The 25646-nt window shown below is 68.7% G+C and carries 33 protein-coding genes; 17 read left to right on the forward strand and 16 right to left on the reverse strand.

Annotated features, from left to right (window positions below):
- Positions 1–3: 3 nt before the first annotated feature.
- From ACFYVR_RS16050 to ACFYVR_RS16070, 5 genes are read left to right on the forward strand one after another with little or no spacing between them, the layout of a single operon-like run.
- Positions 4–1581 carry a hypothetical protein gene (locus tag ACFYVR_RS16050; RefSeq protein WP_387474765.1) on the forward strand — a complete coding sequence of 526 codons (1578 nt, stop codon included), beginning with the start codon at positions 4–6 and terminating at the stop codon, positions 1579–1581.
- 15 nt (positions 1582–1596) lie between these two features.
- Positions 1597–1950, forward strand: coding sequence for a hypothetical protein (locus tag ACFYVR_RS16055; RefSeq protein ID WP_387474767.1), 354 nt, complete (start codon positions 1597–1599; stop codon positions 1948–1950).
- The gene (locus ACFYVR_RS16060; protein ID WP_387474769.1) at positions 1947–3449 is read left to right on the forward strand and encodes a C39 family peptidase; all 1503 of its coding nucleotides are present in this window, start codon (positions 1947–1949) and stop codon (positions 3447–3449) included. Before ACFYVR_RS16055 ends, ACFYVR_RS16060 begins: the two co-directional genes overlap by 4 nt.
- On the forward strand, positions 3449–3811 hold the full coding sequence (locus ACFYVR_RS16065) for a hypothetical protein (RefSeq protein WP_387474771.1): 363 nt from the start codon (positions 3449–3451) through the stop codon (positions 3809–3811). Before ACFYVR_RS16060 ends, ACFYVR_RS16065 begins: the two co-directional genes overlap by 1 nt.
- A 3-nt stretch (positions 3812–3814) precedes the next feature.
- Positions 3815–4093, forward strand: coding sequence for a hypothetical protein (locus tag ACFYVR_RS16070; RefSeq protein ID WP_387474773.1), 279 nt, complete (start codon positions 3815–3817; stop codon positions 4091–4093).
- Between the two features lie 8 nt (positions 4094–4101).
- Here ACFYVR_RS16070 and ACFYVR_RS16075 read toward each other — a convergent pair whose 3' ends face one another.
- Complete coding sequence (locus ACFYVR_RS16075; protein ID WP_387474775.1) at positions 4102–4281, reverse strand: hypothetical protein; 180 nt, start codon at positions 4279–4281, stop codon at positions 4102–4104.
- 2 nt (positions 4282–4283) lie between these two features.
- On the opposite strand from ACFYVR_RS16075, the gene ACFYVR_RS16080 reads away from it, so the two are divergent.
- Genes ACFYVR_RS16080 through ACFYVR_RS16105 form a run of 6 tightly spaced genes read left to right on the forward strand, consistent with a single transcriptional unit; the run spans position 4284 to position 8190 of the window.
- Positions 4284–4628 (forward strand): hypothetical protein, encoded by a 345-nt coding sequence (locus ACFYVR_RS16080; protein ID WP_387474777.1) that lies wholly within the window; start codon positions 4284–4286, stop codon positions 4626–4628.
- A 3-nt stretch (positions 4629–4631) separates the two neighbouring features.
- The gene (locus ACFYVR_RS16085; RefSeq protein WP_387474779.1) at positions 4632–6269 is read left to right on the forward strand and encodes a hypothetical protein; all 1638 of its coding nucleotides are present in this window, start codon (positions 4632–4634) and stop codon (positions 6267–6269) included.
- Positions 6266–6496, forward strand: coding sequence for a hypothetical protein (locus ACFYVR_RS16090; protein ID WP_387474781.1), 231 nt, complete (start codon positions 6266–6268; stop codon positions 6494–6496). Before ACFYVR_RS16085 ends, ACFYVR_RS16090 begins: the two co-directional genes overlap by 4 nt.
- Complete coding sequence (locus tag ACFYVR_RS16095) at positions 6496–6849, forward strand: hypothetical protein (protein WP_387474783.1); 354 nt, start codon at positions 6496–6498, stop codon at positions 6847–6849. The genes ACFYVR_RS16090 and ACFYVR_RS16095 overlap by 1 nt, the downstream gene beginning before the upstream one ends.
- A 10-nt stretch (positions 6850–6859) precedes the next feature.
- Entirely contained in the window at positions 6860–7201 is a 342-nt protein-coding gene (locus ACFYVR_RS16100) for a hypothetical protein (RefSeq protein WP_387474785.1), read from the forward strand.
- Positions 7202–7203: 2 nt separating this feature from the next.
- Complete coding sequence (locus tag ACFYVR_RS16105; RefSeq protein WP_387474787.1) at positions 7204–8190, forward strand: hypothetical protein; 987 nt, start codon at positions 7204–7206, stop codon at positions 8188–8190.
- A gap of 43 nt (positions 8191–8233) precedes the next feature.
- Here ACFYVR_RS16105 and ACFYVR_RS16110 read toward each other — a convergent pair whose 3' ends face one another.
- From ACFYVR_RS16110 to ACFYVR_RS16125, 4 genes are all read right to left on the reverse strand, one after another.
- Positions 8234–8476: a helix-turn-helix transcriptional regulator gene (locus tag ACFYVR_RS16110; RefSeq protein WP_387474789.1), complete on the reverse strand. Its 243-nt coding sequence runs from the start codon at positions 8474–8476 to the stop codon at positions 8234–8236.
- Entirely contained in the window at positions 8473–8628 is a 156-nt protein-coding gene (locus ACFYVR_RS16115; protein ID WP_387474791.1) for a hypothetical protein, read from the reverse strand. Before ACFYVR_RS16115 ends, ACFYVR_RS16110 begins: the two co-directional genes overlap by 4 nt.
- A gap of 87 nt (positions 8629–8715) precedes the next feature.
- Positions 8716–8850: a hypothetical protein gene (locus tag ACFYVR_RS16120; RefSeq protein ID WP_387474793.1), complete on the reverse strand. Its 135-nt coding sequence runs from the start codon at positions 8848–8850 to the stop codon at positions 8716–8718.
- Between the two features lie 146 nt (positions 8851–8996).
- A complete protein-coding gene (locus ACFYVR_RS16125) occupies positions 8997–9833 on the reverse strand; it encodes a hypothetical protein (RefSeq protein ID WP_387474795.1) in 837 nt (278 codons plus the stop codon).
- Positions 9834–9932: 99 nt separating this feature from the next.
- Between ACFYVR_RS16125 and ACFYVR_RS16130 the strand changes: the two genes are divergently transcribed.
- The 3 genes from ACFYVR_RS16130 to ACFYVR_RS16140 all read left to right on the forward strand — a co-directional run bounded on the left by ACFYVR_RS16130 (position 9933) and on the right by ACFYVR_RS16140 (position 11312).
- A complete protein-coding gene (locus ACFYVR_RS16130; protein ID WP_387474797.1) occupies positions 9933–10145 on the forward strand; it encodes a hypothetical protein in 213 nt (70 codons plus the stop codon).
- A gap of 226 nt (positions 10146–10371) precedes the next feature.
- A complete protein-coding gene (locus tag ACFYVR_RS16135; protein WP_387474799.1) occupies positions 10372–11004 on the forward strand; it encodes a hypothetical protein in 633 nt (210 codons plus the stop codon).
- Positions 11001–11312, forward strand: a complete 312-nt coding sequence (locus tag ACFYVR_RS16140; protein WP_387474801.1) for a hypothetical protein — start codon at positions 11001–11003, stop codon at positions 11310–11312. The genes ACFYVR_RS16135 and ACFYVR_RS16140 overlap by 4 nt, the downstream gene beginning before the upstream one ends.
- On the opposite strand, the gene ACFYVR_RS16145 is transcribed toward ACFYVR_RS16140, so the two are convergent.
- The 4 genes from ACFYVR_RS16145 to ACFYVR_RS16160 all read right to left on the reverse strand — a co-directional run bounded on the left by ACFYVR_RS16145 (position 11309) and on the right by ACFYVR_RS16160 (position 14123).
- The gene (locus ACFYVR_RS16145; RefSeq protein WP_387474802.1) at positions 11309–11797 is read right to left on the reverse strand and encodes a hypothetical protein; all 489 of its coding nucleotides are present in this window, start codon (positions 11795–11797) and stop codon (positions 11309–11311) included. The two genes, ACFYVR_RS16140 and ACFYVR_RS16145, sit on opposite strands and share 4 nt — an antisense overlap.
- Positions 11798–12382: 585 nt before the next feature.
- Positions 12383–13081: a DUF2637 domain-containing protein gene (locus ACFYVR_RS16150; RefSeq protein ID WP_387474804.1), complete on the reverse strand. Its 699-nt coding sequence runs from the start codon at positions 13079–13081 to the stop codon at positions 12383–12385.
- On the reverse strand, positions 13078–13254 hold the full coding sequence (locus ACFYVR_RS16155; protein WP_387474806.1) for a hypothetical protein: 177 nt from the start codon (positions 13252–13254) through the stop codon (positions 13078–13080). The genes ACFYVR_RS16150 and ACFYVR_RS16155 overlap by 4 nt, the downstream gene beginning before the upstream one ends.
- Positions 13251–14123, reverse strand: a complete 873-nt coding sequence (locus ACFYVR_RS16160) for a replication protein (RefSeq protein ID WP_387474808.1) — start codon at positions 14121–14123, stop codon at positions 13251–13253. Before ACFYVR_RS16160 ends, ACFYVR_RS16155 begins: the two co-directional genes overlap by 4 nt.
- 320 nt (positions 14124–14443) lie before the next feature.
- On the opposite strand from ACFYVR_RS16160, the gene ACFYVR_RS16165 reads away from it, so the two are divergent.
- Together ACFYVR_RS16165 and mftM are read left to right on the forward strand one after the other, a co-directional pair.
- Complete coding sequence (locus ACFYVR_RS16165) at positions 14444–14818, forward strand: nuclear transport factor 2 family protein (protein ID WP_387474810.1); 375 nt, start codon at positions 14444–14446, stop codon at positions 14816–14818.
- A 181-nt stretch (positions 14819–14999) separates the two neighbouring features.
- Entirely contained in the window at positions 15000–15809 is an 810-nt protein-coding gene (gene mftM / locus ACFYVR_RS16170) for a mycofactocin oligosaccharide methyltransferase MftM (RefSeq protein ID WP_387474812.1), read from the forward strand.
- 66 nt (positions 15810–15875) lie between these two features.
- On the opposite strand, the gene ACFYVR_RS16175 is transcribed toward mftM, so the two are convergent.
- From ACFYVR_RS16175 to ACFYVR_RS16205, 7 genes are all read right to left on the reverse strand, one after another.
- Positions 15876–16553 (reverse strand): LuxR C-terminal-related transcriptional regulator, encoded by a 678-nt coding sequence (locus ACFYVR_RS16175; RefSeq protein ID WP_387474814.1) that lies wholly within the window; start codon positions 16551–16553, stop codon positions 15876–15878.
- On the reverse strand, positions 16553–17902 hold the full coding sequence (locus tag ACFYVR_RS16180) for a GAF domain-containing sensor histidine kinase (protein ID WP_387474816.1): 1350 nt from the start codon (positions 17900–17902) through the stop codon (positions 16553–16555). Before ACFYVR_RS16180 ends, ACFYVR_RS16175 begins: the two co-directional genes overlap by 1 nt.
- 19 nt (positions 17903–17921) lie before the next feature.
- The gene (locus ACFYVR_RS16185) at positions 17922–19133 is read right to left on the reverse strand and encodes an iron-containing alcohol dehydrogenase (RefSeq protein WP_387474818.1); all 1212 of its coding nucleotides are present in this window, start codon (positions 19131–19133) and stop codon (positions 17922–17924) included.
- A 266-nt stretch (positions 19134–19399) separates the two neighbouring features.
- Positions 19400–20872, reverse strand: a complete 1473-nt coding sequence (locus tag ACFYVR_RS16190) for a VWA domain-containing protein (protein WP_387475000.1) — start codon at positions 20870–20872, stop codon at positions 19400–19402.
- A 95-nt stretch (positions 20873–20967) separates the two neighbouring features.
- The gene (locus ACFYVR_RS16195; RefSeq protein ID WP_387474820.1) at positions 20968–22056 is read right to left on the reverse strand and encodes an AAA family ATPase; all 1089 of its coding nucleotides are present in this window, start codon (positions 22054–22056) and stop codon (positions 20968–20970) included.
- A gap of 94 nt (positions 22057–22150) precedes the next feature.
- The gene (gene mdo, locus ACFYVR_RS16200; protein ID WP_387474822.1) at positions 22151–23422 is read right to left on the reverse strand and encodes an NDMA-dependent methanol dehydrogenase; all 1272 of its coding nucleotides are present in this window, start codon (positions 23420–23422) and stop codon (positions 22151–22153) included.
- A gap of 281 nt (positions 23423–23703) precedes the next feature.
- Positions 23704–24261: a hypothetical protein gene (locus tag ACFYVR_RS16205; RefSeq protein WP_387474824.1), complete on the reverse strand. Its 558-nt coding sequence runs from the start codon at positions 24259–24261 to the stop codon at positions 23704–23706.
- 217 nt (positions 24262–24478) lie between these two features.
- On the opposite strand from ACFYVR_RS16205, the gene ACFYVR_RS16210 reads away from it, so the two are divergent.
- Positions 24479–25645, forward strand: coding sequence for a Rieske 2Fe-2S domain-containing protein (locus tag ACFYVR_RS16210; RefSeq protein WP_387474826.1), 1167 nt, complete (start codon positions 24479–24481; stop codon positions 25643–25645).
- Position 25646: the final 1 nt, after the last annotated feature.

A 25646-nucleotide genomic window follows, 5' to 3' on the forward strand; every position in this document is an offset into this window, starting at 1 on the left:
CCTGTGAGTTACGACCTCGACGCCGACCTCGCGGCGATCGACGCCCAGGAGCACGAGGAGGCCGCGCTCGCGCTGCTCCGGACTAGGGTCACGATCCACGACCGAGACATGGTGCTCGTCGGCGAAGTCGAGGGCGAGTACGACGCCGACTGGGAAACGATCTGCAACGAGGTCGGTGAGGCGTCCGTCGGTCTCGACGGCCGTGACGACCTCGCGCAGTGGCTGATCGACGGCCAGTCCCTCGACCACGACATGTTCCTGGTGTTCCGGTCACCATGGAAGAAGGCCTGCTTCAAGGTCTACGACATCGAGTACGACGAGGACGAGCACGGCAACGCGATCGTGCGTCCACTCGCGCGGCACATCCTCGATGAGCTGAAGCATCTGCAGTGCTGGCCCAACACGTTCGCCCCACTGTTCGCCCAGGTGCCGAAGGTCGACTTCCAGTGGGGCAACCCGATCAAGGTGATCAAGGGATACGCGCACCGAAACCTGCTGCGTGAGCAGCAGCCCGGGTGGATCCCGTTCTTCGACATCTGGGATGCCGGGAACTGGCAGGCGAACTTCGACAACGCGAAGTGGCCGATGGTGATGATCCCGTACATCGCCGAACGCGACGGCGTCGCCGAGTGGACCGCCCTCGGTTCCCGGATGGACGACTTCTTCGACCTCGTCAAGCCGACGCTCGACGACGGCGGCCTGCAGATCACTGGGGATCTGTGGGAGCCGGGTGACCCGCAGCCGTGCCCGTCGCACTTCACCCTCACCCAGACGACGTTCGTGTTCGACGTCAAGAGGCGGTCCACGATCCCCGGCATCACCGGCACGATCGTCGACCCGATCCTCGACCTGCTCCGCATCTTCGGATCGGACGGCACCTCGGACACCGTCACCATCGCCGACCCGAACGACGACCCCGACAACGCGGACCCGAACGGTCCGTGGGTCATCTTCCGCCGCGGCCAGCACCGCGGCCTGCGGTCGAAGATGGTGATCCACAAGCCGATCGAGCACACGATCATGACGGGCGGGAAGTCGCCCGACGCGATCAACCAGGGCGCGAAGCTGCTTTCGAACATCCTGCTCGGGTTGGTTGGCACCGCGATCGGCATGCCGTGGCTCACGCTCGGCATCTTCGACAAGGCCGTCGAGGATGTCATCCTCGCGTGGGCGAAATACTTTGACGCCGAACTCAAAGCGCGGATGGGACGGTTCGCGCACAAGTCCGGATTCGAGTCCGGCGGCGGTGTCGCAGTCTCGCCGTCCGGCCTGCAGACCGGCCGCGTCGGCCTGCACAAGGCACGCGGGTACGTCAGCTTCGCCGCCCAGATCGACGACACATCGCCGTACCGCGCCGGCCTGCACATCGACGACGGCCTGCGGTGCGGGTTCGAGATCGGCGACCGGGTCTGGCTCTCACACATCGCATCGATGCGACAGTCCTGGTCGCGGGAGAGCCCCGACCAGCCGTGGGACATCAGCGTCGGCGACTACCGGGCAGCGGACCCGGCCGGCACCCGCGCGCTCCGCGGCCTCGAGGCCGTCAGCAACACACTGCGCCAGCACAGCAGCGCCGTCTAGACCAGGAGGAACGTCATGACACCCGCCGAACTACAGGCAGCCCTACCACCCGGAATGCACCCGTTCGCGTACATGTTCATGCACCCGCCGACGAACGGCGAAGGCTCACCGGTCGCGCGACTCGAACCGGACGAGATCAACTCACTCGCCCGGCACGCCGAGCAGCTCGGGTTCCGGCCGGTCGAGGAATCGAAGATGCGGTACGAGCCACCGGCGACCGGCCCCATCCACCCGCAAAACCCCGGGCAGTGGCGGTCGACGAAGTGGCCGGAACCGCAGCGGACGGACCCGTACGCGAATCTGCGCGCGCAGCTCGCCGAGATCCCGGCGTCGGACCGCGCCAAGTTGCTCGAGGAGGACGGATCGTGACCACACGGCAACTCGAATACGACCGCAACATCATCCGGCAGGAGACCGGTTACTGGTGCGGGCCGGCATCGACCCAGGTGGTGCTGAACTCGCGCGGCATCCTCGTCGACGAGTCGGTCCTCGCCAGCGAGATCGGCACCACCTGGAACGGTACCGACTATGTCGGCCTGATCGAACGGGTCCTCGACGTCCGGGTACCGGACGCTCGATACACGTCGGTCGACATGCCGAACGACCCGCCCACCCAGGAACAGAAGGATCGACTGTGGCGCGACATCGTCCGGTCGATCGACGCCGGGTGGGGCGTGATCGCGAACATCGACGCCCCGCCGAGCAACTACCCGGTGGCGGTGCCGCCGTCGACGACCTCGCCCGCCTATTCCGGCGGTGAGGTCTTCCACTACTTCGCGGTGATGGGCTACGACGACGTCACTCGCGCGGTGTGGATCGCCGACAGCGGGTTTCCGCCCTTCGGGTACTGGATGAGCTTCGACCAGCTCGCCACCCTGATCCCGCCGAAGGGCTACTGCTACGCCGACGTCGAGCCCGCGCCCGTGGTGCTCGCCCCGGCTCCGGCCGGAATGACCGCCGACGCGTTGTCTCGCGCGATGGGCGGCTCGCTGCCGCTTGAGCGGTATGCCGAGCTGCTGCCCGCTTTCGTGAACGCGATGCGTGCCGCGGACTGCACCACCGTCGAGCGCGCGGCGATGTGGTGCGCGCAGATCGGGCACGAATCCGCGGGGCTGCGGTACATGGAGGAGATCGCCAGCGGCGACGCGTACGACACCCGAACCGACCTCGGCAACACCGCCGCGGTAGACGGAGACGGTCGGCTGTACAAGGGATCCGGTCCGATCCAGCTGACCGGCCGCGCGAACTTCCGCGCGTTCTCGCAGTGGTGCCACGAGAAGGGCTGGGTCGACTCGCCGACGTACTTCGAGGACAACCCAGCGCTCGTGCGCACAGATCCGCACTGGGGATTCCTCGCCGCTACCTGGTACTGGACCGTCGCCCGACCACAGCTCAACGCGCTCTCTGACGCCCGCAATCTCGAAGGCGCTACCCGCGCGATCAACGGCGGGCTCAACGGCATCGCCGACCGATCCACCCGATACCAGCGGTGCCTCGACATGGGCACCGCACTACTCCCAGGAGACGCAGGAGAAACCGTGTCCGAGTACATCAATCAGGCTGCAGTGCAGCTGCATCCATTCCCGGGACTGATCCGGCAGATCAACCGTCCGCAGAACGTCAACGAATCGACCCGCACCCCGGAGGGCCCGTGGCCGGGCGCGGAATGGGCGGACATCTGGAACGAGGTGGTATGGGACGGATTCGACATCCGTCCCGAGTACGCCGAGGTCCCCGACGACGTCGGCCGGTCTCTCGTCGCCCTCGTGATGACCATCGCTGCGCGGCAGGTCCGGGACACGAACGCGGAGAAGGCGCAGCTCGACCGCATCGAATCGAAGCTCGACCGGATCCTCGGAGGTAAGTGATGAAGAACTTCGCCAAGAACTACCCGGCCATCCGGCAGGTGATCTACGGGATTCTGACCCTGGTCGGCGCCATCGCAGTCGGGGCCGGGTTGATCACAGAGAGCCAGTCTGCTCAGTACCTCGGATATGGGGCGCTGGCCCTCACGACCCTCGGTAATGTGCTGGCGAGCTTCTTCGTTGACCGGGGGACGTCGCCCGCGCAGGAGCAGAAGATCGAGGCGGCAGTCACGTCCGGGATCGAGCGAGCAGCGCAGCAGGCGCAGCAGGCGGTGACGTACAACGTCAGCGCAACGGTGGACGACTTCGCCGACCGTGCGGAGTTCCTGCGCCAGAGCTACGTCGACCCGTTCCTCCGGCGGTAACCCGTGGAGCAGATCGCCGGGATCGCGGTCGCCGATCTCGGCCTCTCCGGGCTCCTCGCCCTCGCAGTGCTCCTGATCCTCGTCGGCGCGCTGATCCCCAGACCGGTGCACAAGGTGATCGTCGCGATCAAGGACGACATCATCAACGACCAGCGCGAACGTCTCCGCGAGCTGGAGCGGCAGGTTGACCGGCTCATCTCCGGCACATCGACGTCGGTGCACATCGCGGAGTCGATTCACGAGAAGGCGTACGAGAACCCGTCCGGGGCGGGTGATTCGTGATGTGGAGGTCATGGAGGAGCGTTCGCCGCGAAGCCAGCGTCGAGCGAGCTGCGGCCGCCCGCGAGCTCGAGGAAACACGTCGCCGGGGCCGAGAGGTCGTCGATCCACTCGTCGAACGCGCGGAAGCGGCCATGCGCCGCAATCACTTCGGCGAAGCAATCGAGCAGGCCATGGGCAGAAGGAGGCACGCATGATCAAGGCGACACTCGCTGTCGCTGCGGTGGCAGGCGGGGCGGTGATCCTCGCCTGCGCACCGGAGACCGAAGCCCGCGTCCTTCTCGTCGCGATGACCACGCTCGCATGGCTGTTCACCGCGGTCTACGGGCTCCGCTCTCCGTGGCGCGCGACCCGCGCCGGGCGGTCGGTGATGGCGACGACGGTCGCGCTGGCGCTGATCGGCACGCAGCTCGCGTCGGTGTGGTGGCTCGGTGACTACCCGGGCCGCGCGGAGGTGCGGTCGCTCGTGCTGCTCGCGCTCGTGCTGACGCTGCTGCACCAACTGCTGGTGCTGCGCCGGATTCAGCGGAAGGAGTGACGCGTGACCTCACCCGACAACTTCGTTCCCGGCTCGATCAACACCGGCTGGAACGACATGGGCGACCTCGCCGAGCAGCTGGGCAGCCAGGGCCTGATCGGGCTCCTGTTCGGCGGGTTCGCGAATATCCTCGATGCCATCTTCGGCACGGTCACCAACGACTACGTCGCGGAGATGCCGGTCGTCATGACCGCCGCGGACGAAGCCGCCGCGGCCGCTGCTCTGGCCGCGGCGAACGAGGAAGCGAACGTGGCCAACGCGTTCGCGATCGCCGAGGCGAACCTCAAGATCGGCACGAAGGTCGATCCGGAGTCGGTGCCGACCGATGTGCCGGGGTGGGTGACGCTGAACCCGGTGGAGGACGCGACGTTCCCCCGAGCCGATCTGGTTCCGATCCCGACGATCGTCAACGTCAACACCACTTCGGACGACGGCCAGTACGGGTACCACACCCACAAGCACAACGCGACGATCACATGGGCCGACCCCGTGTACACGACTGCGCTCAACCGCTTGGACATCGGCTACATCAACGCGACGCGGGCCCGAATCTACAACACCGTCGGCGTCGTCATCGCGGCCGGCGCCACGGCCGGGCTGGCGTCGTTCCGGGTGCACATCTTCAAGATGGGCAAGGACTCGAACGGCCGCCCGGACGGCAACCTGACCCGACTGTGGTCCTCGGCTGCGCTCGAGGCCACGTTCGGGTCGGCCGCGCAGGATGTGCGCGTGGAGGTCGGTACGGACATCATTGCCGCGAAGGGCGAGTGGTTCGCGGTGGTCGTCCATCAGACAAGCACCGGAACCCCACGGAACCTGCTCGGGAAGAACACCGCGTCCATCGCTGCCATGTCGGGGGTCTATCCGACCCGCCTCGGGATGAACAAGTCGAGCGTGACATCGATCCCGTCCACGCTGACCCCCGCGGAGCTCGACACCTCGTCGACGTGGATCCCGTGGGTGTGCCTCGGCCAGACCGCGGGCCTGATCAAGATCAGCCTGGTCGATCTGTTCGACCGCGCCGACGCGGCGACGCTCGGTTCCAACTGGGCGGTCTACGGCGTCGGCATGGACATCGTGTCCGGCTACGCCCGCTGCAAGCCGATCAACCACGGAAACTTCACGGCGCGCGTGGAGGACCACGCCCCGGCCGTGTCGGTGTCGCAGCTGTCCACGGACGCGCAGGCGTCGTCGGTGAAGATCACGGCGTTCGATCGAAGCCACGCCGACACCGAGGACAACCCCCGCTCGCAGGTCGCCGTGCGCTCCAATGCCGACGCGTCCCGCCGCGTCACCGCCGGCATCCGGTGGGGGCTGATCGAGATCCGCGCCTACAGCGCCGCGAACCCCGATGGCGTGACGAAGAACTCGACCACCTACACGTGGTCGGGCGGCGAGATCGTCGAGCTTCGGGTCAGCGACGACGGCAGCGGAGTTTCGACGTACATCGTCTACGTGGGCGCGACGGAGGCGGCGTTGTCGCCGGTGCTGTCGTGGCCCGACCTCAGCAGCGAGACGTCCCGCGGTGCGGCGTTCCGGCGTCCCGGGTTTGAGACCGCGCACACCCATCGCGGCGCGATCATCGGCCGCCTGTCCATCCCGTCTGTGGGGGTCAACGAGTGGAAAGCGAGAGACCTATGAGCACCACGTTCACTGTCGACGGTCTGCCCGGCGTCACGTTCACCGCCGCCTACGACCCTGCCCTGTCGTGGCTGACCATCGAGGGCCGCAACGACGCCGGAGAGCTGATCTCCGGGTCCGGCATCTCCGTCACACCCGAGGTTGTCGAGGAGGTCCCGGTGACGCCGGAGCCGATCGTGCCCGACCTCAATCCGGGATCGGCGGCGGAACCCGAAGGCGGTGAGTGATGGCATCCGAGTGGCGCCCAGCGAACGACCCACCCGAGATTCCCCTCGACCTCATCGCGCACGAGGACTTCGTGCGCACCGTCGCATTCAACGGGCCCGTGAACAGCTTCCCCTCGGGCACCGCGGCGGAACTCCGGTTCTACGAGAGTCCCGACCCAGACCTCGACCCGACCGCGACGTGGGCAGGGACGCCCGACGGCACCGAGATCGGGTTCGAGGTCGACTACCTCGTCGTCGACACCCTCGAACCACGCGGGTACTACCGCCTGTTCCTGATTCTCCCGACACCCGACAACACCGCGAACCCCACCCGCGAGCAGTGCCTCGCGCACGGCGACTACACCCGAAAGTGAGTGTGACGTAATGGCAATCACCAACCCGGCGACCCGCGAGTCCGCGGCACTGCACATCTCGACTCTCGGGACATGGATCAGCTTCCACACCGCGGACCCGGGCACGACCGGCGCGAACGAAGCGTCGGGCAGCGGGTACGCCCGCGTGCAGACCACGTGGGCCGGTGGCGCGAGCGACGGCAACGTCGTCGGCTCCGAGGTCGAGATCACCGTTCCGCCCGGCGCCTGGTCGTGGTGCGGCATCAACTCCGCGTCGTCCGCCGGCACGTTCGTCGAGAAGTTCTCGGTGCCCACGAACACCCTGTCGGCCGCCGGGAAGATCAAGGTCACGCCGACGATCAGCATCGCCTGATCATGGAGCGGCTCACGGTTCCGGCGCCCACAACGCCGGTGCTGCGGCTGCCCAGCCCGATCGAGTCGGCCCTCGTTCTCCCTGCCCCGACCGAGTCGACCGTGCGGCTGCCTGCACCGAGCGAGTCCGCGCTCACCCTCCCCGCCCCGGCAGAGTCGGTGCTCGTGCTGCCAGCAGATCTCGTGCCGGTCGTCCCCGGCATCGTCGCCGGAACAGTGAGCGGCGAGGCCACTGTCGCCGGAACCGCCACCGCGGTGGCAACCGCCGCCGGATCGGTCACCGCGGAGGCGTCCATCACCGGCGCCGCCTCGGCGATCGCGAGCGCCGCGGGCACTGTCGCGGGTGAGATCTTCGTGACCGGCACCGCGGTGATCCCCGTGACCGGCGGCATCTCCGGCGAGGCGACCATAACCGGCACCGCGGCCGCGGTGCTCGCGGGGACCGTTGCGGGCGAGGTGTCCGTCGCGGGAACCTCGGTCGCCGCGCTGTCTGGAGCGGTCACGGGCACTGGGTCGGTAACCGGCACGGCGATCGCTGTCGCCACCGCGGCGGGCACCGTCGCTGGGGAGGTGTCGATCACCGGCACCGCGGTCCGCTCCACTGTCCCAATGGGCATGCAGAAGTCCGGCAACTACACGCCCACCGAGGGCTCGTACACCACGATCACCGGTTGGGCGGTGCGATCGGGCTACCCTGACACCGTCCTGTCCGGCAACGGCATGGCCCTCAAGGCGGGCACGTACAACATCCAGGTCACCCTCGCGTTCAGCGACTCGAACAACGAGGTGACGCCGCGGATTCAGCGCGCGGGCACGACCGTCGCGACGGGCACGATGATCGACATCACCTCATCGCAGACCGCGACGTGGAACTTCGCGAACGTCTCGTGGCCCACCGACGGCCAGGTTCTCACTGTGCAGATCAATCCGGAGTACGACGACCAGGTGGTCGGCGGCACCGGCACCTACGTCATCGCGACGCCGGCATAACGAACGCCCCCACCCGAACCCGGGTGGGGGCGTTTTCGTCGTGTCAGCCCTCGGTGTCGCGGGACCGCGGCCGCCCGGCGACCCCGGGGCGGTCGCGCTGCCACTGCTCGACCTCGTCGGCCCACCAGAGTGGCGTCCGCTCGTCGAGGTGCCCGACAGACGCCGGCGCCTGCCCACGGGCGACGTACCCGCGCCACCCGGCCCGGGTGACGCCCGCGTGGTTGGAGCACTCGGCCGCCGTCCAGAGACGGCGGCCGGTGTCCTCGTCGATGATGATCGGCCTCACCGACGCGCCTCGATCGAGCGCTCCCGGATGATGACCGCCACCTGGACGACCAGCAGTAGGGCGGGGAAGATCCACGCCCAGGCGGGCACGTCGGCGATCACGAACACCACCGCCATGGCGGCGATGATGCCGAGTCCGGCTGTCTGCTTCATGGTGACCTCCTCGATGGTCGGGGATACGCTGGACTTCCCTCCAGGGTCCACCCCGGCTGTCGTAACCAGCCGGGGCGGCCTGGGGGCTTACTCGCCCTCCTGATCCTCCTCCTTCTCGCGCTTCCGGATCGGGTAGTCGATCAGGTGTTCCCTGACCTTCATCCCGGTCTGGATGCCTCCGAAGGTGGCGACCAGAAGGGCGATCCATTCGGGCGGGCTCATCGTGTTCTCCGTTCCGGGAGGTACTTCCTCCCTCTGGAACTAATATTACAACGCTCGCGCTGCTATTGCAACCCTGGCGATGCAGAAAGTTCCCAGAACAACGAAAGCCCCGCTCGCAGCGAGGCTTTCGTCCGGTCGACGTGCAGTTATCCGCCGCTCGCGCACTGCTGCGTCCACCCGGTCGTGCCGTCCGTGAACATGGTCGTCCCGTTCTGGTACATCGGGTACTCCATGCAGTAGTCGATCACCTTGCCGACGAGGGGCGCCGGGTCGCCGATCGGTGCGCCCGTGAATCCGATCGGAGGCGAGGAGGATTCGGCGGTGAGAGCGGCCGGTTGCGTCGCGGTAGCGACCGAAGTCGGCGGCGGTACCTCGGCAACCGCCGGCGGAGCCACGGCACCGCCGCTGTCACGCGCGACCGACAGATCCGCCACGCGGTAGGTCGGCCCCTCCAGCGAGTACTGCGGCCGATAGATCAGCGTGCCGTTCGGGTCAGACGCGTCGAGCAGCACCCAGCCCTCGTACGTCGAGGAGGGTGTGAACGATGTGTCGAACCCGTCCCGGTCTGCGGTGCACAGGTCCGAGTCGACGAACACCGACTTCGTGACACCCGCGGTGTTGACGACGGAGAAATCCCGCTCGGTCGTGCGCATGAAGGCCGTCGAATCGTGATCGGCCGGCGTCTCCACGCGGGCCTGGACCGCGACGTACGCGCCACGCGCGGGCGAGGGCTCGCCGTAGCGGTCGGTGCAGATCGGGTTCTTCTCGACATCGAGGATCGTGACCGTCCCCAACGTCCGGCCGTTTCGGTCCTGCACGTCGAACGGTGTTCCCAGACCGATCAGCTCCTGCGACGTGACAGGCGCCTCGACGACGGCGGTCGTGGTACCGGCGGACGTGGCGTCCGCCGAGTCGTCGCCTGAACATGCAGTCGCGAGTGCGGCGGTCACGATAGCCGCGACCGCGACGAGTGTCCGTTTCATGTCCGGATTCAACCAGATCGGACAGATGCCTCCGGCGCTGTCATTCAGACAATCGATACCGGCCCGGAACCAACTGCGTTCGCTTCGCGTCCAACAAGCATGACCGATGACGAACTGGACGCACTCGCGGCGGTGCATTTCGACGGTGACCCGGACGCGCTGGCTGCGGCCCGCCGCGATCCGGAGGCGGCCAAGGTGCTCGATGCTCTCGACCTTGTCACGTTGGAACTCCAGGTGCTCAGCGTCCAGCACCGCGCTGCGGGCGCTGCAGTTCTGAGCCGAGGCATGGGGCAACGTCACGAGCGATCCTGACGTTTGGCACTGTTGTGATGTGGATCTATGTGTGCGCACTGGTGCGCAGTTCACGGCCGCTACCGCGGCGAACTTCGGGATGGCAGGAGCTGACGATAGGGTCGTCCTCGATCTCTCCGGCGCTCAGTTTGTCGACCCGTTTGGGTTGGTAACGATAGCTTCCCTCGTTGAAGCAGCGAGAACTGATGGTGCAGAAATAGATCTCCGGCTTCCATACAGTTCGAACGTGCGCACCTATCTCTCGCGTATGCACCTCGGCCGCGCGCTTGGTGACCTTGGTGTCGCCTGCGACCTGCCTACGGTCAATGAGAACCCGCTGGGTGATCGAGTCCTTGAACTCGTACGTTTCGACCAGTACTCGGGAGCAGAGCAACTGGCCGAGAAGGTGCACAGCATTTTCTCCAGCGACCAGGATGAAGCGAAAGACCTCTACACGGGCATAACGGAGGCCTCGGCGAACGTGTGCGAACACAGCGGCCAATCGGGCGGCTGGGCAGCGCTCCAGCAGTACAGGGAGGGCTCCACCCATCGGGTCTGTTTCGCCGTTGCGGACAGCGGGCGAGGTCTGCGGTCAACGCTCTCAGCCCAACATCACGTCGAGGACGATGCCGATGCGCTGAGGCTTGCGATCACTCGCGGCGTTAGCGGAACCGGAAAGGCGAATCGTGGACTCGGATTGGAGAGCATCGTCACTCGTGCGCGGCAGCGAGGAGGCTGGGTCTACCTGTGGAGTGGACGCGCGACCGGCCTCACCGGGAACACCGCCGACTCGTTGTACCCGAAGACACGTAGCTACTCATACCCAGGAACGATCGTCTACGCTACTCTGACCTACAACATGGGAGGTGATCAGAAGTGACAACACTGCCACTCCCCCCTCTTGTTGGTACCCGAAAGCGCGCCCATACCCTCGCCGACCTGCTACCCGGTGACCTCGCTGGACTCGAAGTCACTGTGGATTGCCGCGAACTCGTTGCCGCAACTGAATCATTCGCTGACGAGCTCATCACGGTCGTGGTCGTCGAGCGCAACGCCAAGAAGATGTACTTCAAGAATGTTGGCGATTTCGACTTCGCCAACTGGGTGGATGCCCGCGCTGCCGCTCACAAGGTCAGCGGTCGAGTTTCGGTCGACCGGGGCATCGTGGACCGTAAGGCCCAGCGCTAGACAGTCGAATCGGCGACCTTTCGTACCCTCTCCATCAATTCTGTGTGCGCGTCGCTTACTTCTTGCTGGGTGGGCCCTTCCTCATCGGGCTCGTTGCGCGTGACAGCGAACTTAAGGGTGAGCTTGGCGCACTCCGTCGCATGGTCTCGCAGGTCCTTCTCTGCGATCAGGGCAACAGTGCGTTCGAACTTGCGGAGGGCGACTGTGAGTTCGCGATTCGCCTCTGGCGAAGGATCGTCCACATTGGCAGCCTCGATTGCACAGTCGAGTACTTCAAAATCCTTAATCAAGGATTCGAGGCGTGTGATCTTTCGATCTCCGCGGCGCTGCGTTCGCGAAAGGTAGAGACCCCCAGCTTGGGTTACGGCGGCACCGCTCACGCCGCCGATGACTCCGACAATCCCGGTTACCCAGGGCGAGACGGCTGCCTTCTCTTGCCCGGCCTTCTCTTGCCCGGCCTCCTCTTGCCCGGTGGGTTGAACCATCGTGGGAGCTGGGGCCGAAGGAGGGGCATCTGGAGTCGCTGGCAGGGTTACCTCAACTGTGGTGCCCACCGATGGGGGATCCTGCGCGCGAGCCTCGCCGATTGCACGCTGGGAGGCCGTAGCTGACGCCTCAATTGGCGCCGCGAGCACGGTGATCGCAACAGCTGCCAACGCTCCAGCAACGCACGCATGGCGCGCGAGTGCCGTCAACCCATACCGCCTGGCAATTTTCACTGGATCACCATAGGCGGACAGTCGCTGATTCAGCGGATACGAAACATGCGGGCCGGCGCTTCCCTCGCCGACCCGCATTCGCAGACGCTAGCATGCCTCGAACATGTGTGCGAGTAAAACTAGGCTCGACGCATGGCCGGCCACTCCGAACCCGCGCCGCCTGGCTGCCCGAACGGCCACCTGCTCGGCCCGGGCCGCGTCCTCGTCGGCTGGGTCCACTGCGCGTGCACGCCGCACGGTGGGCACCGCACCCACGAGTGTCGGGAGTGCGGCGCCGTCCTCTATCGTCCGCCGTGCACCGGCCCGCAGCCGCAACGCGACCGGTGGGCGACTTGATGCGGCCGGCGCGCGTCATCCTGTCGCGCTGACGGTGGTGAGTGCGGGTGCTGCGTCGGCGGCGCGCCAGCGCCGCACGCTCGCCTCGCTGGTGCCGACCTCCGCGGCGGCGGCCCGGTTCGACCACCCGGACTCGATGAGCTCGAGGGCACGTCGGCGCATCGCGTCGCGCGGCACCGCGGTGGGCTGCGGCACGTCGAACAGCGTCTCGTCGCACTGCGTCGCGCTGCGTCGCTGCTGTTCAGGGGCGGGTGGCATATTCTCCGGCATGTTTTCAGCCGGTTCTGACGCGTCGATCAGCACCTCGCCTGGGTGCGTCGCCTCGTCCGCGGCGGCGCGCGTCGTGTCTGCGTCGCGGTGCAGCTGCACGGCGAGGTGCGGTGCGACGAGCAGGCACAGCGGCGGGATGATCGCGACGGCCGCGCCAGCCCACGCGGGCAGCGGGCCGGGCGGGAGGAGGTGCGCCGCGGCGCCCGCGACGATCGACACCGCGCTCGACGCGGCGAGCAGCGACCACGCGTAGCGCCGCGACGACCGCAGCCGCATCACGGCGGCGGTCGCGACGACAGCGAGACCGTCGACTACGAGCGGCCACACGTGCGCCATCGTCGCGCCGTACCCGGCGCGGCCGGCCAGCTCGGCGAGCGCCGAGTACGACAGCGCGAACGCGAGCGCCGCGATGGCGTACGTGGCAGCGGCAGCGAAGCGGGTCACGACTGGTCTCCTTCGAGGCGGATGCGGGTGGCGAGCGCGCGGACGTCGTCCTGCAGCTGCCACAGCGCGCGAGCGTAGGAACGGGCGGCAGGTTGGCCGGGCGTGTGCAGCTCGTTGGTGAGCCGGGCGTCCGCCGCAGCGAGGAGCGCGTCGAGCTGGTCGGCGATCGTCATGCCGTCACCGCCTGGGCGCGGCACTCGCAGCGGCGGATCGGGCGGCCGGTGTCTGGGTCCTCGACCCATCCCTCGACGCACTGACCGCACAGCGGCGCCGCGGCGGGGCGGGTCGGGCGCGGCAGAGGCATCGCCTGCCACAGGCGGATCCAGCCGTGCACGTGCACTGTGGGGTTCTCGGGGCGATGGGCGCGCTTCGCTGCCTCGACGAGGGCGGGGATGCCATGAAGGTTGATCATCGCGCGGATGACGCTGCGCTGGCCGGCCTTGATCCGGGCGTACGACGCAGGCAGCCCGGCCGCGAGCGTCGCCGCTTCGAGGGCGGTGAGCGCCTGATCGTCGGCCGCGAGGATCTCCCTGGTCTTCTCGGACAACGACGACAGCACCCCGGCGTCGCACTGTCGCGCGCTGCGTGCAGTACGCGCGGGGTTGTTGTTGGTCTCAGTCCTTGGTGACTCAGTCCTTGTAAAGGCGCCCGCATCTCCGGCTTCGGCCACGCGGGTGACCGGCTTCTTGGGCGCCGGGATGACCTGGGATTCCGCGACGTCGACGGGCTCTTCATAGACGGTCTGCACGGTGCGAATCTGGCCGGTGCGGGGGTCGCGCACCTTCTCGGTCACGAGGTAGCCGAGCTTCTGCAGTTCGCGCATTCCGGAGCGGACGGACTCGCGGCCATTGGGGGATGCGTCGGCGATCGCCTGGGATCGAGTGCTCCAGTCGGCTGGCTTGCTCAGTAGCCAGATGAGGATGCCGCGAGCGTGGTAGCTCAGCCGGGCGTCGTTGATGACGGAGTTGGTGAGGATGGTGAAGTTGTCGGCGCGGCGCGGACCACGCTGAATCCCACCTTGGGTATGGGTATGCTCTGACACGTCGAACTCCTACTTAGTTCGGCCATGCCCCGGGAGTGTTAGCGCACTCGCCGGGGTCTCATTTTCTGTTGTGGTGACGCTGACTGTACATGGCCGCGGTCCCGCACTGGTCCCGCACTGGCACCGAAAGCTGTCGAAAAGCGGTGAACCCTGAGAACCCGGGTAGCGCTGTGAGCTGCATCGATACGATTTCCCATCTCAGAAACGAGGGCAGGAAAGATGGTCAACATCGTCAAGTAGGCGCAATCGCGCACCAGCAGCGACGCCGGCTTGTACCCTCGGTTTCTGGAACGTGTTCCAGAAACCGAGGGGAGACGGGCATGGCGCCGTCACGGGAGAGCATCCAGGCCACCATCGAGGCGTACGTGAAGTCGGTGGCCTCGGGCACCGTCGACGACGTGCTGGCGCTGTACGCGCCGGGTGCGACGGTGGAGGACCCCGTGGGCAGCGACGTCCGCACCACCGAGGCGGCGATCCGCGAGTTCTACGGCATCATCGCGCCGCTCGAGCAGACCGCGGAGCTGGGCGTCGTGAAGATCGCCGCGGACCACGCCGCGTTCAACTTCACGCTGACCACCCATCTGCCCGAGCAGAAGGTCGACATCTCGGTCATCGACGTCATGACCTTCGACGACGACGCGAAGATCACCAGCATGAAGGCGATCTGGGGTCCGGAGGACATGGTCACCCGCTGACCCCTCCCGGCGTCCGCGCGAGTGTGCACCTACCGTCGCAGCCACTCGGCGGACGCGCCGATACCTGCACACTGGGCGTCGGCGGGTGCGGGGCGGACGCGCGGTGCCCGTCCGGTCGGGCAGGGGCGGGACCGGCCGTCGGCCGGGCGCGGTGACAAGGCGGGGGCTCTAGGGTCGGTGCATGCTCGATCCACTCTCCTCCTGCGTCCCCGGAAGTTGGCGTCACGGCGACGTCGAGGTGCTGAGAAGTCGTGTTCCGCAACACGGCACGACCCTGAACGCGATGCGGTCGGGGCGCGGTCTGACGGTGACGCACCGGCTGCGTCCGTCCGACCTGTCCGACCTCCTCGCGACCCGCGTCGCGGCCGAGTTGGACCTGAGTACGCCCGAGGACTTCGAGGCGGTGATCGTCGGCCTCGTCCGCTCCACCGTCAGTGACCCGACGCGGGCGTGGACGCTCTACTACAACAACTCGCTGCGCGAACTGCTCGCCGGCACGGCGCCGTTCGCGCGCGTCCACGAGTACGGGGCCGACCTGGTGCTCGGTGACAGCGTCGTCGACCTCGGCTCCTGCTTCGGGTTCTTCGCCCTGCGGCTCGCGCTGGCCGGGCACCGGGTGACGGCAACCGACATCTGCGACGGCACCATGCGACTGCTCTCCACCGTCGCCGCGGAGCTGGGAATCCCCATCGACACGCGGGCCTGCGACGCGGCGCGGGTGCCGTTGCCCGACGACGCCGCGGACACGGTCACCGCCATCCACCTGCTCGAACACGTCGACGCCGACCTCGGGGCACAGATCGTCGCGGAGGCCGTCCGGGTGGCCCGTCGCCGCGTGGTGATCGCCGTGCCGTTCGAGGCGGAGCCGACCACCTGTCACGGCCACGTCCGCACCTTCGACGTCGACGCACTGCACGCGCTCGGCGCCGCCACCGGACACCGGTACGACGTCACCGAACACCACGGCGGCTGGCTGGTCCTCGACCTCTAGCCCGCCGCGAGTCCACAATGGGCGACGCGCCGGAAGCTGCACACTCGGCCGAACGCCCGAGGGCCGTCAGATCAGCCCGCGCTTGCTCGCCTCGTACACCGCCTCCGCGCGGCGGGTGACGCCGAGTTTGCGCATCAGGTTGCTGACGTGGAACTTGACGGTGGTCGCGGAGATGAACAGCTTCTCCCCGATCCCGTTGTTGGACAGTCCCTTCGCCAGCAGTCCGAGGACCTCGATCTCGCGGTCGGTGAGCTTCTCGGACTGCACCCCGGTCCGGCCGAGGGACTGCACGACCGTCGCCGCGGTGCGGGAGTCGAACGCGCTCTCCCCCTGCGACACCGCACGGATGGCGCGGATCAGTTCCGTGGTGTCGACGTCCTTGACGACGTAGCCGCGCGCACCGGACTGCACCGCCTCGAGGACGAGGCGTTCGTCGAGGAACGTGGTCAGCACCAGCAGGCCCATCCGGGGGTGCGCGGCGGACAGTGCGCGGCACAGCACCAGGCCCTCGTAGTCGGAGCCGGCGCCGAGCTTGAGGTCGATCAGCACGACATCGGGGTCCAGTTGGGCAGCAACGGATTCCGCGGTGGTGCGGGTGTCCGCCTCGCCCACGACGTGCAGGTCGGGTTCGCGGTCGAGCACCGAGCGCAGACCCTGGCGGAGGATGGCGTGATCGTCGACGAGCAGGATCCGCACCTGCCGGGTCGAGGTGGAGCTCTCTCGGGTGCTGGACGGGACGGGCATCACAGGGCCTCCATCGGTAGCGTGACGGCGACGCGGACACCGCCGATCCGGGCCCGGCGGACGGCGAAGTCGCCGCCGAGTTCGCGTGCGCGGGTGGCCATGTTCGCCAGTCCGCGGTGATGTCCGTCGGGGTCGCCGGCCACCGCGTCCCGCAGTGCGGTGCGGATCCGGGCCGGGTCGCCGGTGCCGTCGTCGTCGATGGCCAGGGACACCTCGTCGGGACGGTACGTCAGGCGCAGGACGGCACGGGTGGCGTTGGCGTGCATGGCGGTGTTGAACAGGGCCTCGCCGGCGATCCGCAGCAGTGCGTGCTCCGCCCCGCCGCTCAGCTCGACGGGTGTGCCCGCGACCCGCAGTGTCACCGTCAGGTCGGTCGGCATCGGCACGACACTGAGTTGCTGCAGCATCTCCGGCAGCGACGCGGTCGCGGCGTCCGGCGTGTTGTTGAGGGTGAAGATCGCCGACCGCAGTTGCTCCACCGCGCGGCGGGTCATCTCCTTCGCGAGGTCGAGACGCTCCGTGCGTTCCGCTGCCGGAATGTCGCTGCGGCACACCTCTATCTGCATCCCTGCCGACAGCACGGCCTGGGTGACGCTGTCGTGCAGTTCGCGGGCGATCCGGCGCCGCTCGTCGTCGAGGATCTGGTGCCGGTGGGCGGCGTCGAGTTGTCGTTGCGTCGCCTGCAGTTCCGCGTTGCGTACCGCGAGATCCGATGCGGTGCGGCGGGCCTGGCCGTAGGCGTGTTCGGCGCGTTCGAGTGCGACGGTGCCCCGCTGGAACAGCGCCGAGTTCTGCAGGGCCACCGCGGTCTGGCTGGCCAGGATGTTCAGGACGGAGGCGTCGGTGCCGTCGAGGGTGCGGTCGGGGGTGGTCCAGGCCGCGATCGCGCCGACCACGCCGCCGTCGAGGATCAGGGGCACGTGGACGTGGTGGTTCTCGAACTCGGGGAGGGCGCCGTGCCCGGACGATCCGGTGCGGATGCCGTCGAGGCAGTCGAGCACCATGTCCGGCAGCGGTGGACCCTCGACGTCGTCGACGAGGAACGGCGTCGCGTCCGGACCGAGCACCAGACGTCGGGGTCCGGCGTCGGGCAGGGCGCCGTCGGTGAGCGCGAACACCACCCAGCGCGCGCTCAGGTGCGCGCGGGCCGCCTCGGCGACGGCGCACACCAGCGTCTCCGGGCCGTCGACGGTCCGGACCAGGGCCCGCGAGATCAGGTCGAGCGCGTGGACCACCCGTTCGAGCCGTTCCGCCGCGCCGCGGTACTGCGGGTAGTAGCTGCTCTTGCCGGACCGCAGTCCCGTCAGGACCGCGAGATCCGGTGCGGCGGCGTCCGGGTCGGTCGTCACGGTGCGCCGCCTGACCCGATCACATTGCCGCCCGGTACAACTCGACCATCTGAGCATGGGTCGCGGTGCGCGGGTTGGTCGCCATGCAGGCGTCGCGCAGTGCGAAGCGGGCCAGCCGGTCCAGATCCTGCTCTCGGACCCCGAGCGCGCCGAGACCGTGCGGCACCCCGACGTCGCGGGCCAGGCGCTGCACCCGGTCCGCGACCGCCAGGGCCGCCTCCTCCGGTGTGCCGCGGTGCTCGTCGAGGCCGAGGCTGCGGGCGATCTCCACGTAGGGCGCGGCGTCGCTGGACGCGTTGAACCGGATCACGTGCGGCAGCAGGATCCCGTTGATCACGCCGTGCGGCAGATCGAGCAGCCCGCCGACCTGGTGGCTCATCGCGTGCGCGGCACCGAGAATCGCGTTCGTGAACGCCAGCCCCGCCTCGAGACTCGCCTGCGCCATCGCGGCGCGGGCGTCCATCTCGGCGGGGTCGGTGATGGTGTGCGGCAGGTTCTCGGTGACCATCGCGACGGCGCGCAGCGCGTGGTGGTCGGTCAGCGGGTTGTGGGCCAGCGAGACGAACGCCTCGATGCCGTGCGTCAGCGCGTCGAGACCGGTTGCCGCGCCGAGCCATTCGGGCATCGTGGTGAGCAGGCGCGGGTCGATGACGGTGACGTCGGGGACGAGGGAACGCCCGATGATGGTGATCTTCGTGCCACGCGCGGTGTCGGTGACGATGCAGAACTGGGAGACGTCGGCGCCGGTCCCCGACGTCGTCGGGATCATCACCAGCGGTGGGATCGGGACCACCGCCCGGTCCACGCCCTCGTAGTCGAGGATGTGGCCGCCGTTCGACGCGAGCACCGCGATGCCCTTCGTCGCGTCGATGACGGATCCACCGCCGAGCGCGATCAGGACGTCGCACCCGTGCTCCCGGTACCGCTCGTGGCCGGCGGCGATCTCGTGGTCCTTGGGGTTGGGGGTGAGGTCGTGCCAGACCGTCGCGGTGAGCCCGCACTCGCTCAGGCAGTCGAGGAACTCGTCCACCCAGCCCGCGGCGAGCAGTCCGGCGTCCGTCACCAGCATCGGCCGCGTCGCGCCGAGTCGAGCCGCCGCGTACGCCGCCTCCTGCAGGGAGCCGACGCCGAACACGATCTCGGGGGCGTGGAACTTCACCGTGCGGGCAGCGCCATGGCCGGGTGCTGACGGGGGCGTGGTCCGCGGCTGGCGGGGATATGCGACTGACACCGGCGACGCTCTTCTCATCCGACCACTGTGACGCAGCTTACAACTGCATGCTCCACAGTACCGATCCGGCTGCCGGGCCCCCACTCACCTTCGGGTAGGTCGGTACCTACCCGAATGGGCAGGGCCAGTGGTGGGGGGTGGGGGGGCGGGGGGGGGGGGGGGGCGCCCCCCCCCGCCGCCCCCCCCCCCCCCCGGGGGGGGGGGGGGGGGGGGCCCCCGGCCCCGCGCCCCCCCCCCCCCCCCCCCACCACTGCGGCGAAGCCGCATCAGGAGAGGGCGTGCGCGAGCTCACCCGCCTTCGCGACCAGCTGCTCGGCGTCCCGGGCGATGACGACGCTGTCGCAGACCTGCGCGTACTCCCCCATCGCGCACGTCGCCTGCGTCCAGTACCGGCGCGGTTCCGGGGTCACCCACGCCAGTCGGTGCACCCGCCGCCGCAGCACCGCGAGCTGGTCCGCCTTCGGGGGCAGTCCGTTGCAGCGGGCGTCCCCGACCACCAGGACCGCGGTCCGCGAGTCCAGCAGGTCGGTGCGGCCGCTCAGCAGCCGGTCCAGCAGCTGCCCGTAGTCGCTGGACGCCTCGAGGTCGATCCGCGGGTCCGCGAGCACCGCGGCGAGCGCGTCGTCGCCCCCGCTGCGCAGCAGGACGTCGGTGACGTCCACCGGGTCGTCGACGAACGCCATCACCCGGCAGCGGTCGGCGCGCCGGTGCATCGCCTGCGCCAGCCGTAGCGTGAACGCCGTGACCGGACGCACCGACAGCGACACGTCGGCGAGGATCAGCAGCCGGACGCGGTCCGGGACGGGCGTGCGGGTCACCAGACGGAACGGGACGCCGTCGGTGCGCAGGCTCGCGCGGGTGGTGCGGCGCATGTCGAGACCGCCGCGACCGCGGCGGCGCGGGCGGGGTCGTGGGGCGCCGCGCATCCGGCGCAGCACCTCGTGGCAGGCCAGGTCGACGTCGGCATGCAGGTCACGCTCGACTTCGAGCGTCCCGGCCAGCGCGGCCGCGCCCGGCGTCAGCCCGGCCTGTGCGGCCAGCGCAGCGACGAACGACTCGACGGCCTCCGTCAGCCGGGTCAGCTGCTCCTCGGTGAGCACCTCGTCGTCCCCGGTGGCGTCCCGGTAGGTGCGGGACGGGTCGTAGGCGTCGAGCCACGCCAGGATCGACGCCGGGTCGTCCCAGCTCAGCGTCCCCGACACCACGGCACCGGACGCGTCCGCGAGCTGCCCGACCGTCGCGACCCCGGCCCGGTCCACCTCGACGGTGTAGGTGACGCCGCGCCGTCCCGCGTCGGTCTCCGTGGACACGGTCAGTTCGGTGTTCGGTGCGGACACCGTGACGTCGTCGTCCTCGGTGTGCGGGTTGAACCCCATCGGCGACTCGGCGGAGTCGAAGTACTCCCCGACCTCCGCGACCCGCTCGTTGTACTCGGCGTACCGGCCGATGTCGGAGTCCTCGGAGATCGCCATCTCGTCGGGTAGTCCGCCCACCGACTGCTGGTGCGCCAGCCCGGGCCCGTCGCCGTCGGCGCCCCGGCCGGGTGCCCCGTGGAACAGCGCGTCGAACGCCGCGTCGAACCCGGACTGTTCGTGGGCGTACTTCGCGCAGGTCGAGCGCAACGCCGCCCGCAGCCCGTCGCGGTCCCGGGCGCCGAGCAGACCGAGCACCCGGCGCACCTCGATCACCTCCGCCGGGGACGCCGACACCCCCGCCCGGCGCAGCAGCCCGCCGAACATCGCGGCGACCAGGTCCAGCAGTTGCCGTGTGCGCACCTCCCGCCCGGGCGACGCGCCGGCAACCGAGCAGTCGGCGGACATGGAGGCGGACACGGTCACCGCCCCCGCACGCGCGCGCCGCCGCGTTCGGCCCCGCCGGTGCCGCGGAACGCCGCCGTGGTGGTGTTGGCGGGCGCCTCCGCGATCGTCACCGGCCGGGACGGGCGGGGTTCGGCCACGGCCGGCGTCTCCGCCTCGCCGTCGAGACGGGACAACGCGACGTTCCGGTCGCTGGTGTACTTGAGCAGCGTCGCGTACAGCACCCGACGGGTCTCGTCGGAGACCGGTTCACCGGCCGCGGTCAGGAGCGTCGCGGCGCGGCTGGCGTCGATCACCTCCGAGATCGACGGGCTCTTGCGCAGCGGTAGGTCGCGCAGCGTCCGCGCGAGCTCGACGACGTCGGCGGCGACGCCCGGCTCCACCTCGGGGGCGCGCGCGGTCACCACCTCCCGTTCGCGCTCCGGTGTCGGGAACCCGAGGTGGAAGTGCAGGCAGCGTCGCTTGAGCGCAGGCGACAACTCGCGAGTGTCGTTGGAGGTCAACACCACCCACGGTGTGGACCGTGCCGTGACCGTCCCGATCTCCGGGATGGTGACCTGCTTCTCGGCCAGTACCTCGAGCAGCAGCGCCTCCATCGACTCCTCGGTGCGGTCCACTTCGTCGACGAGCAGGACCACCGGTTCGTCGGAGAGCACCGACTCGAGAAGCGGTCGCACCGACAGGAACGCCTCGGAGTACAGGCCGAAGTCGCGGTCGGCCAGGTACCGGGACGCGGAGTCGAGATCGGTCAGGTGCGCGGTCGCGTCGGTGATCCGGTCACGCAACATCTGCACGTGCAGAAGCTGTTTCGCGTAGTCCCACTCGTAGAGGGCGCGGTTGTCGTCGAGACCCTCGTAGCACTGCAGGCGCACCAGTCTGCGTCCACTCGCCGCGGCGAGAGCCTTCGCGAGCTCGGTCTTGCCGACGCCGGCCGGGCCCTCGAGCAGGAGCGGCCGATCCAGTGCCGTCGCCAGGTGAGCGACCGTCGCGAGGTCGGTGTCGGCGATGTAGTGCTGCTCGCGCAGCGCGTCCCGGAGGGCGTCCGAAGACGGGAAGGTTCGAGGTTCCGGATGGATGTCCGCGTGCGTGCGGCTGGCCGAAGTCATTGCAGCGCTCCGTCTCTGCGCTTCGCGCAGTGGTGCACTTTCGGAGGGCGGGCCGTCCGAAAATGCACCACTGGCGGTCGCGCCGGTTGCAGGGTCAGTAGGTCCCGTTGATGCAGTGGCCGACGACGGGGATCATCGACTCGACCGTCACCTCGCGCGGGTTGCCGGGCGTGCACCAGTCGTCCTGGATGTGCTCGGAGATCGCGCGCACCGTCTTGTCGTCGCCGGAGATCGACTCGCCCCGACCGGTGTACTTGCCGGTGTTCATCTGGTTCTTCTCGTAGGTGTCGGTGCGCACCGACGCGAAGTTCTCCGGGATGCCGACGTCGCGGGACAGCCGGATCGCCGCCTCGACCGCGGCGTCCGCGGCCTGGACCGTGGTCATGTTGCGGGTGTCGACGCCCATCGCGGTCGCGAGGCGGGCGTAGTGCTCGTACCGCGACGGCAGGTTGTACTCCCACACGCGGGGCAGGGCGATCGCGTTGTTGAGGCCGTGGTGGCTGTCGAAGAACGCGCTCATCGCGTGCGAGATGGAGTGGATGATGCCGAGTCCGCCGGAGTTGAACGCCTGCGCCGCAATGTACTGCGCGTTCATCATGCCCTCGCGCGCCTTGAGGTTGCGCGGATCGAACACCGCCTCGCGCAGGTTCTGGGCGACCAGTTCGGTCGCGTACAGCGCGTTGCCCAGCGACGGCGCGAAGTCGAGGCGGGAGACGTACGGCTCGCTCGAATGGGCGAGGACGTCGAAGCCGCAGTACGCCGTGAAGTGCTGCGGCAGTTTGTAGTACAGCAGCGGGTCGTCGATCGCGAGGGTGACGATGGTGGCCTCGTCGAAGCCGACCCACTTGTGCGGGTGGTCCATGTCGGAGGTGTCGGTGATGACGTACGCCCACGACGTCTCGGAGCCGGTGCCCGCGGTCGTGGAGACCGCGATGTGCGGCGGGTTCTGCTTGTTCGTGGACTTCGCGAAGCCCTCGAATTCGTTGATGTTGCGGCCGTCGTGCGCGATGACGACCCGGGCACCCTTCGCGGCGTCGTGGCTCGAGCCGCCGCCGATGGAGATGATGCTGTCGCACTTCTCCGTCTGGTACAGCGCCGCCGCCTCCATGACGTTGTAGTCCTTGGGATTCGACTCCACCTTGTCGTACAGGACCACGTCGAGGCCCTGGTACTCGAGCTTGCCGATGATCTCCTCGATGATGCCGGAGCCGCGCAGGCCGGAGGTCATCAGCAGGACCCGCTGGAAGCCGAGGTTCTTCGCCTCGACGCCGATGATGTCGTGCGCGCCGACGCCGAGCAGGGCGCGCGGGAAGGGGTGGAACTCCTTGATGGGGAAGTCCCAGATCTGGTTGAGCTCGATGGCCATCGCGATCTCCTCGTGTCCGGTGCGCGTATGTGACGCGCGTCTCACTCGAGAACTCTGGCCTCGCCCGGTCCGGGCGGGAAGCGGTCCGGGGCGGAACCGTCCGATCGTGGTCGGCGAACTACCCGGTCGGGCAGGTCGGTGCCCTGTCCCGCTCGGTCGGCCGCCGGTGGATCGCCGAATGTGCACCTACCGTCGCATCCGCCGGGAGGCGGCAAGCACTTCGTGCAGGAAGGTGCCCCAGGTGCACACTCGGCGGAAAGCGGGCTGCGCGCGCGACGGGGTCAGGCGGCGCGGGCGAAGGTCGCCCAGGCGCGGGCCGCGACCCGTCCGTTCGGCCCGACCGCGGTGAGGACGACGTCGACGCGGGCCTCGCCGTCGGCGGTGTACTCCTGCACCACCTCGCCCGAGCAGGACAGCGGCTCGTCCGCGACGTGGCTCAGTAAGCGGGTTCGGAAGCGGCGCACCGACTCCGGGCCCAGCCAGTCGGCGGCGTAGTTCGCGAGCTGCCCGACCGCGGTGTCGCCGCCCGCGCCCCGGGTCCACGCGTCGGCGACCAGGCGGCCGTCCGCGTCTCGGTACTCGGTGAGCCGGTCGTGGTCGCCGTCGCGCACCGTCACGGTCAGCAGGTCGCCCGCTCGCGGTGGCGCCCCGAAGAACCGGCAGTCGCGTTCGGCCGTGACCGCCGCGTCGGGTCCGGTGCCGCACAGGTAGGTCGGTGGCACCACGGCTCGTTCCGTCCGGTAGGCGCGGTGGGTGCACCCGGTGGCGTCCGCGAACGCGCGGATCCGGTCGGGGTCGACGGTGAACCGGCCATCCGGTACGGCGGTGAAGGGTGTCATCTGCGTTACCTCCGATCGGGGCCGACGTTAGTCTCCGGCCGGCCCGGGGAGGGCGATGTTCCCGCTGATCGGGAGCCTGCCCGGCAGCCGTGCCGGGACATCGGCGAAAGGCTCCCGCTGATCGGGAGGGCCTCCTGATATCTGCGCGCCGGCCCCTCGACTATGAGGCACATCACACCCGTTCGGGTCAGCCCCCTGCGCGAGAGAAGAGGTAACGATGGCGCCGCAGACCACCACCGCCACCGACGACGAGGTCAGGATGATCGAGGCGGCCGCCGCGCCGACCCGGTTCGCCCGCGGATGGCACTGCCTGGGCCTGCTGAAGACCTTCCGGGACGGCAAGCCGCACCAGATCGACGCGTTCGGGACGTCGTTGGTGGTGTTCGAGTCGGAGTCCGACGGCAAGCTCAACGTCCTCGACGCCTACTGCAGGCACATGGGCGGCAATCTCGCCCACGGCACCGTCAAGGGTGATTCGATCGCGTGCCCGTTCCACGACTGGCGTTGGGGCGGCAACGGCAAGTGCACCGGCATCCCGTACGCGCGGCGGGTTCCGCCACTGGCCCGCACCCGCACGTGGCCGACCCTCGAGCGCAACGGTCAGCTCTACGTCTGGCACGACCCGCAGGGCAGCAAGCCCACCGACGAGGTCACGATCCCGGAGATCGAGGGCTACGGCTCGGACGAGTGGACCGACTGGACCTGGAACTCGATGGTGATCGAGGGCTCGCACTGCCGCGAGATCGTCGACAACGTCGTCGACATGGCGCACTTCTTCTACGTGCACTACTCGTTCCCGCGCTTCTTCAAGAACGTCTTCGAAGGCCCCGTCGCCACCCAGTACATGAGGTCGACCCCGCGCCACGACATCTCGGTCGGCACCAGCTACGACGACCCGAACTCCACGCTGCGATCGGATGCTTCGTACTTCGGCCCCTCGTACATGATCGACTGGCTGTGGAGCGACGCCCAGGGCATGACGATCGAGACGGTCCTGATCAACTGCCACTACCCGATCGACGAGAACTCCTTCGTCCTGCAGTACGGCGCGATGGTCAAGAAGCCGGCAGGCGTCTCGGACGAGCAGGCCGAAGCGATGGCCAAGCAGTTCGCCGAGGGTGTGGAAATGGGTTTCGAGCAGGACGTCGAGATCTGGAAGAACAAGGCGCCCATCGACAATCCGCTGCTGTCCGAGGAGGACGGCCCGGTCTACCAGCTGCGGCGCTGGTACAAGCAGTTCTACGTCGACGTCGAGGACGTCACCGAGGACATGACCAAGCGCTTCGAGTTCGAGATCGACACCGACCGCGCGGTGAAGAGCTGGGAGGCGGAGGTCGCCGAGAACATCGCCAACGGCGTCGTCCCGCTCCAGTCCAACGCCTGAC

This window comes from Rhodococcus sp. NPDC003318 (assembly GCF_042879035.1).
GTDB lineage: Bacteria > Actinomycetota > Actinomycetes > Mycobacteriales > Mycobacteriaceae > Rhodococcus_G.

Excerpts from the sequence above, each read along its gene's own strand:
- ACFYVR_RS16190 (WP_387475000.1), bottom strand. The coding sequence starts at position 20,872 with ATGTTCGGCGGGCTGCTGCGCCGGGCGGGGGTGTCGGCGTCCCCGGCG.
- ACFYVR_RS16155 (WP_387474806.1), bottom strand. The coding sequence starts at position 13,254 with ATGACGATCGCCGACCAGCTCGACGCGCTCCTCGCTGCGGCGGACGCC.
- ACFYVR_RS16105 (WP_387474787.1), top strand. The coding sequence starts at position 7,204 with ATGGAGCGGCTCACGGTTCCGGCGCCCACAACGCCGGTGCTGCGGCTG.
- mftM (WP_387474812.1), top strand. The coding sequence starts at position 15,000 with ATGCTCGATCCACTCTCCTCCTGCGTCCCCGGAAGTTGGCGTCACGGC.
- ACFYVR_RS16145 (WP_387474802.1), bottom strand. The coding sequence starts at position 11,797 with ATGGTTCAACCCACCGGGCAAGAGGAGGCCGGGCAAGAGAAGGCCGGG.
- ACFYVR_RS16120 (WP_387474793.1), bottom strand. The coding sequence starts at position 8,850 with ATGAGCCCGCCCGAATGGATCGCCCTTCTGGTCGCCACCTTCGGAGGC.
- ACFYVR_RS16205 (WP_387474824.1), bottom strand. The coding sequence starts at position 24,261 with ATGACACCCTTCACCGCCGTACCGGATGGCCGGTTCACCGTCGACCCC.
- ACFYVR_RS16130 (WP_387474797.1), top strand. The coding sequence starts at position 9,933 with ATGACCGATGACGAACTGGACGCACTCGCGGCGGTGCATTTCGACGGT.
- ACFYVR_RS16090 (WP_387474781.1), top strand. The coding sequence starts at position 6,266 with ATGAGCACCACGTTCACTGTCGACGGTCTGCCCGGCGTCACGTTCACC.
- ACFYVR_RS16055 (WP_387474767.1), top strand. The coding sequence starts at position 1,597 with ATGACACCCGCCGAACTACAGGCAGCCCTACCACCCGGAATGCACCCG.
- mdo (WP_387474822.1), bottom strand. The coding sequence starts at position 23,422 with ATGGCCATCGAGCTCAACCAGATCTGGGACTTCCCCATCAAGGAGTTC.
- ACFYVR_RS16065 (WP_387474771.1), top strand. The coding sequence starts at position 3,449 with ATGAAGAACTTCGCCAAGAACTACCCGGCCATCCGGCAGGTGATCTAC.
- ACFYVR_RS16210 (WP_387474826.1), top strand. The coding sequence starts at position 24,479 with ATGGCGCCGCAGACCACCACCGCCACCGACGACGAGGTCAGGATGATC.
- ACFYVR_RS16080 (WP_387474777.1), top strand. The coding sequence starts at position 4,284 with ATGATCAAGGCGACACTCGCTGTCGCTGCGGTGGCAGGCGGGGCGGTG.
- ACFYVR_RS16100 (WP_387474785.1), top strand. The coding sequence starts at position 6,860 with ATGGCAATCACCAACCCGGCGACCCGCGAGTCCGCGGCACTGCACATC.
- ACFYVR_RS16195 (WP_387474820.1), bottom strand. The coding sequence starts at position 22,056 with ATGACTTCGGCCAGCCGCACGCACGCGGACATCCATCCGGAACCTCGA.
- ACFYVR_RS16115 (WP_387474791.1), bottom strand. The coding sequence starts at position 8,628 with ATGAAGCAGACAGCCGGACTCGGCATCATCGCCGCCATGGCGGTGGTG.
- ACFYVR_RS16175 (WP_387474814.1), bottom strand. The coding sequence starts at position 16,553 with ATGCCCGTCCCGTCCAGCACCCGAGAGAGCTCCACCTCGACCCGGCAG.
- ACFYVR_RS16125 (WP_387474795.1), bottom strand. The coding sequence starts at position 9,833 with ATGAAACGGACACTCGTCGCGGTCGCGGCTATCGTGACCGCCGCACTC.
- ACFYVR_RS16095 (WP_387474783.1), top strand. The coding sequence starts at position 6,496 with ATGGCATCCGAGTGGCGCCCAGCGAACGACCCACCCGAGATTCCCCTC.
- ACFYVR_RS16165 (WP_387474810.1), top strand. The coding sequence starts at position 14,444 with ATGGCGCCGTCACGGGAGAGCATCCAGGCCACCATCGAGGCGTACGTG.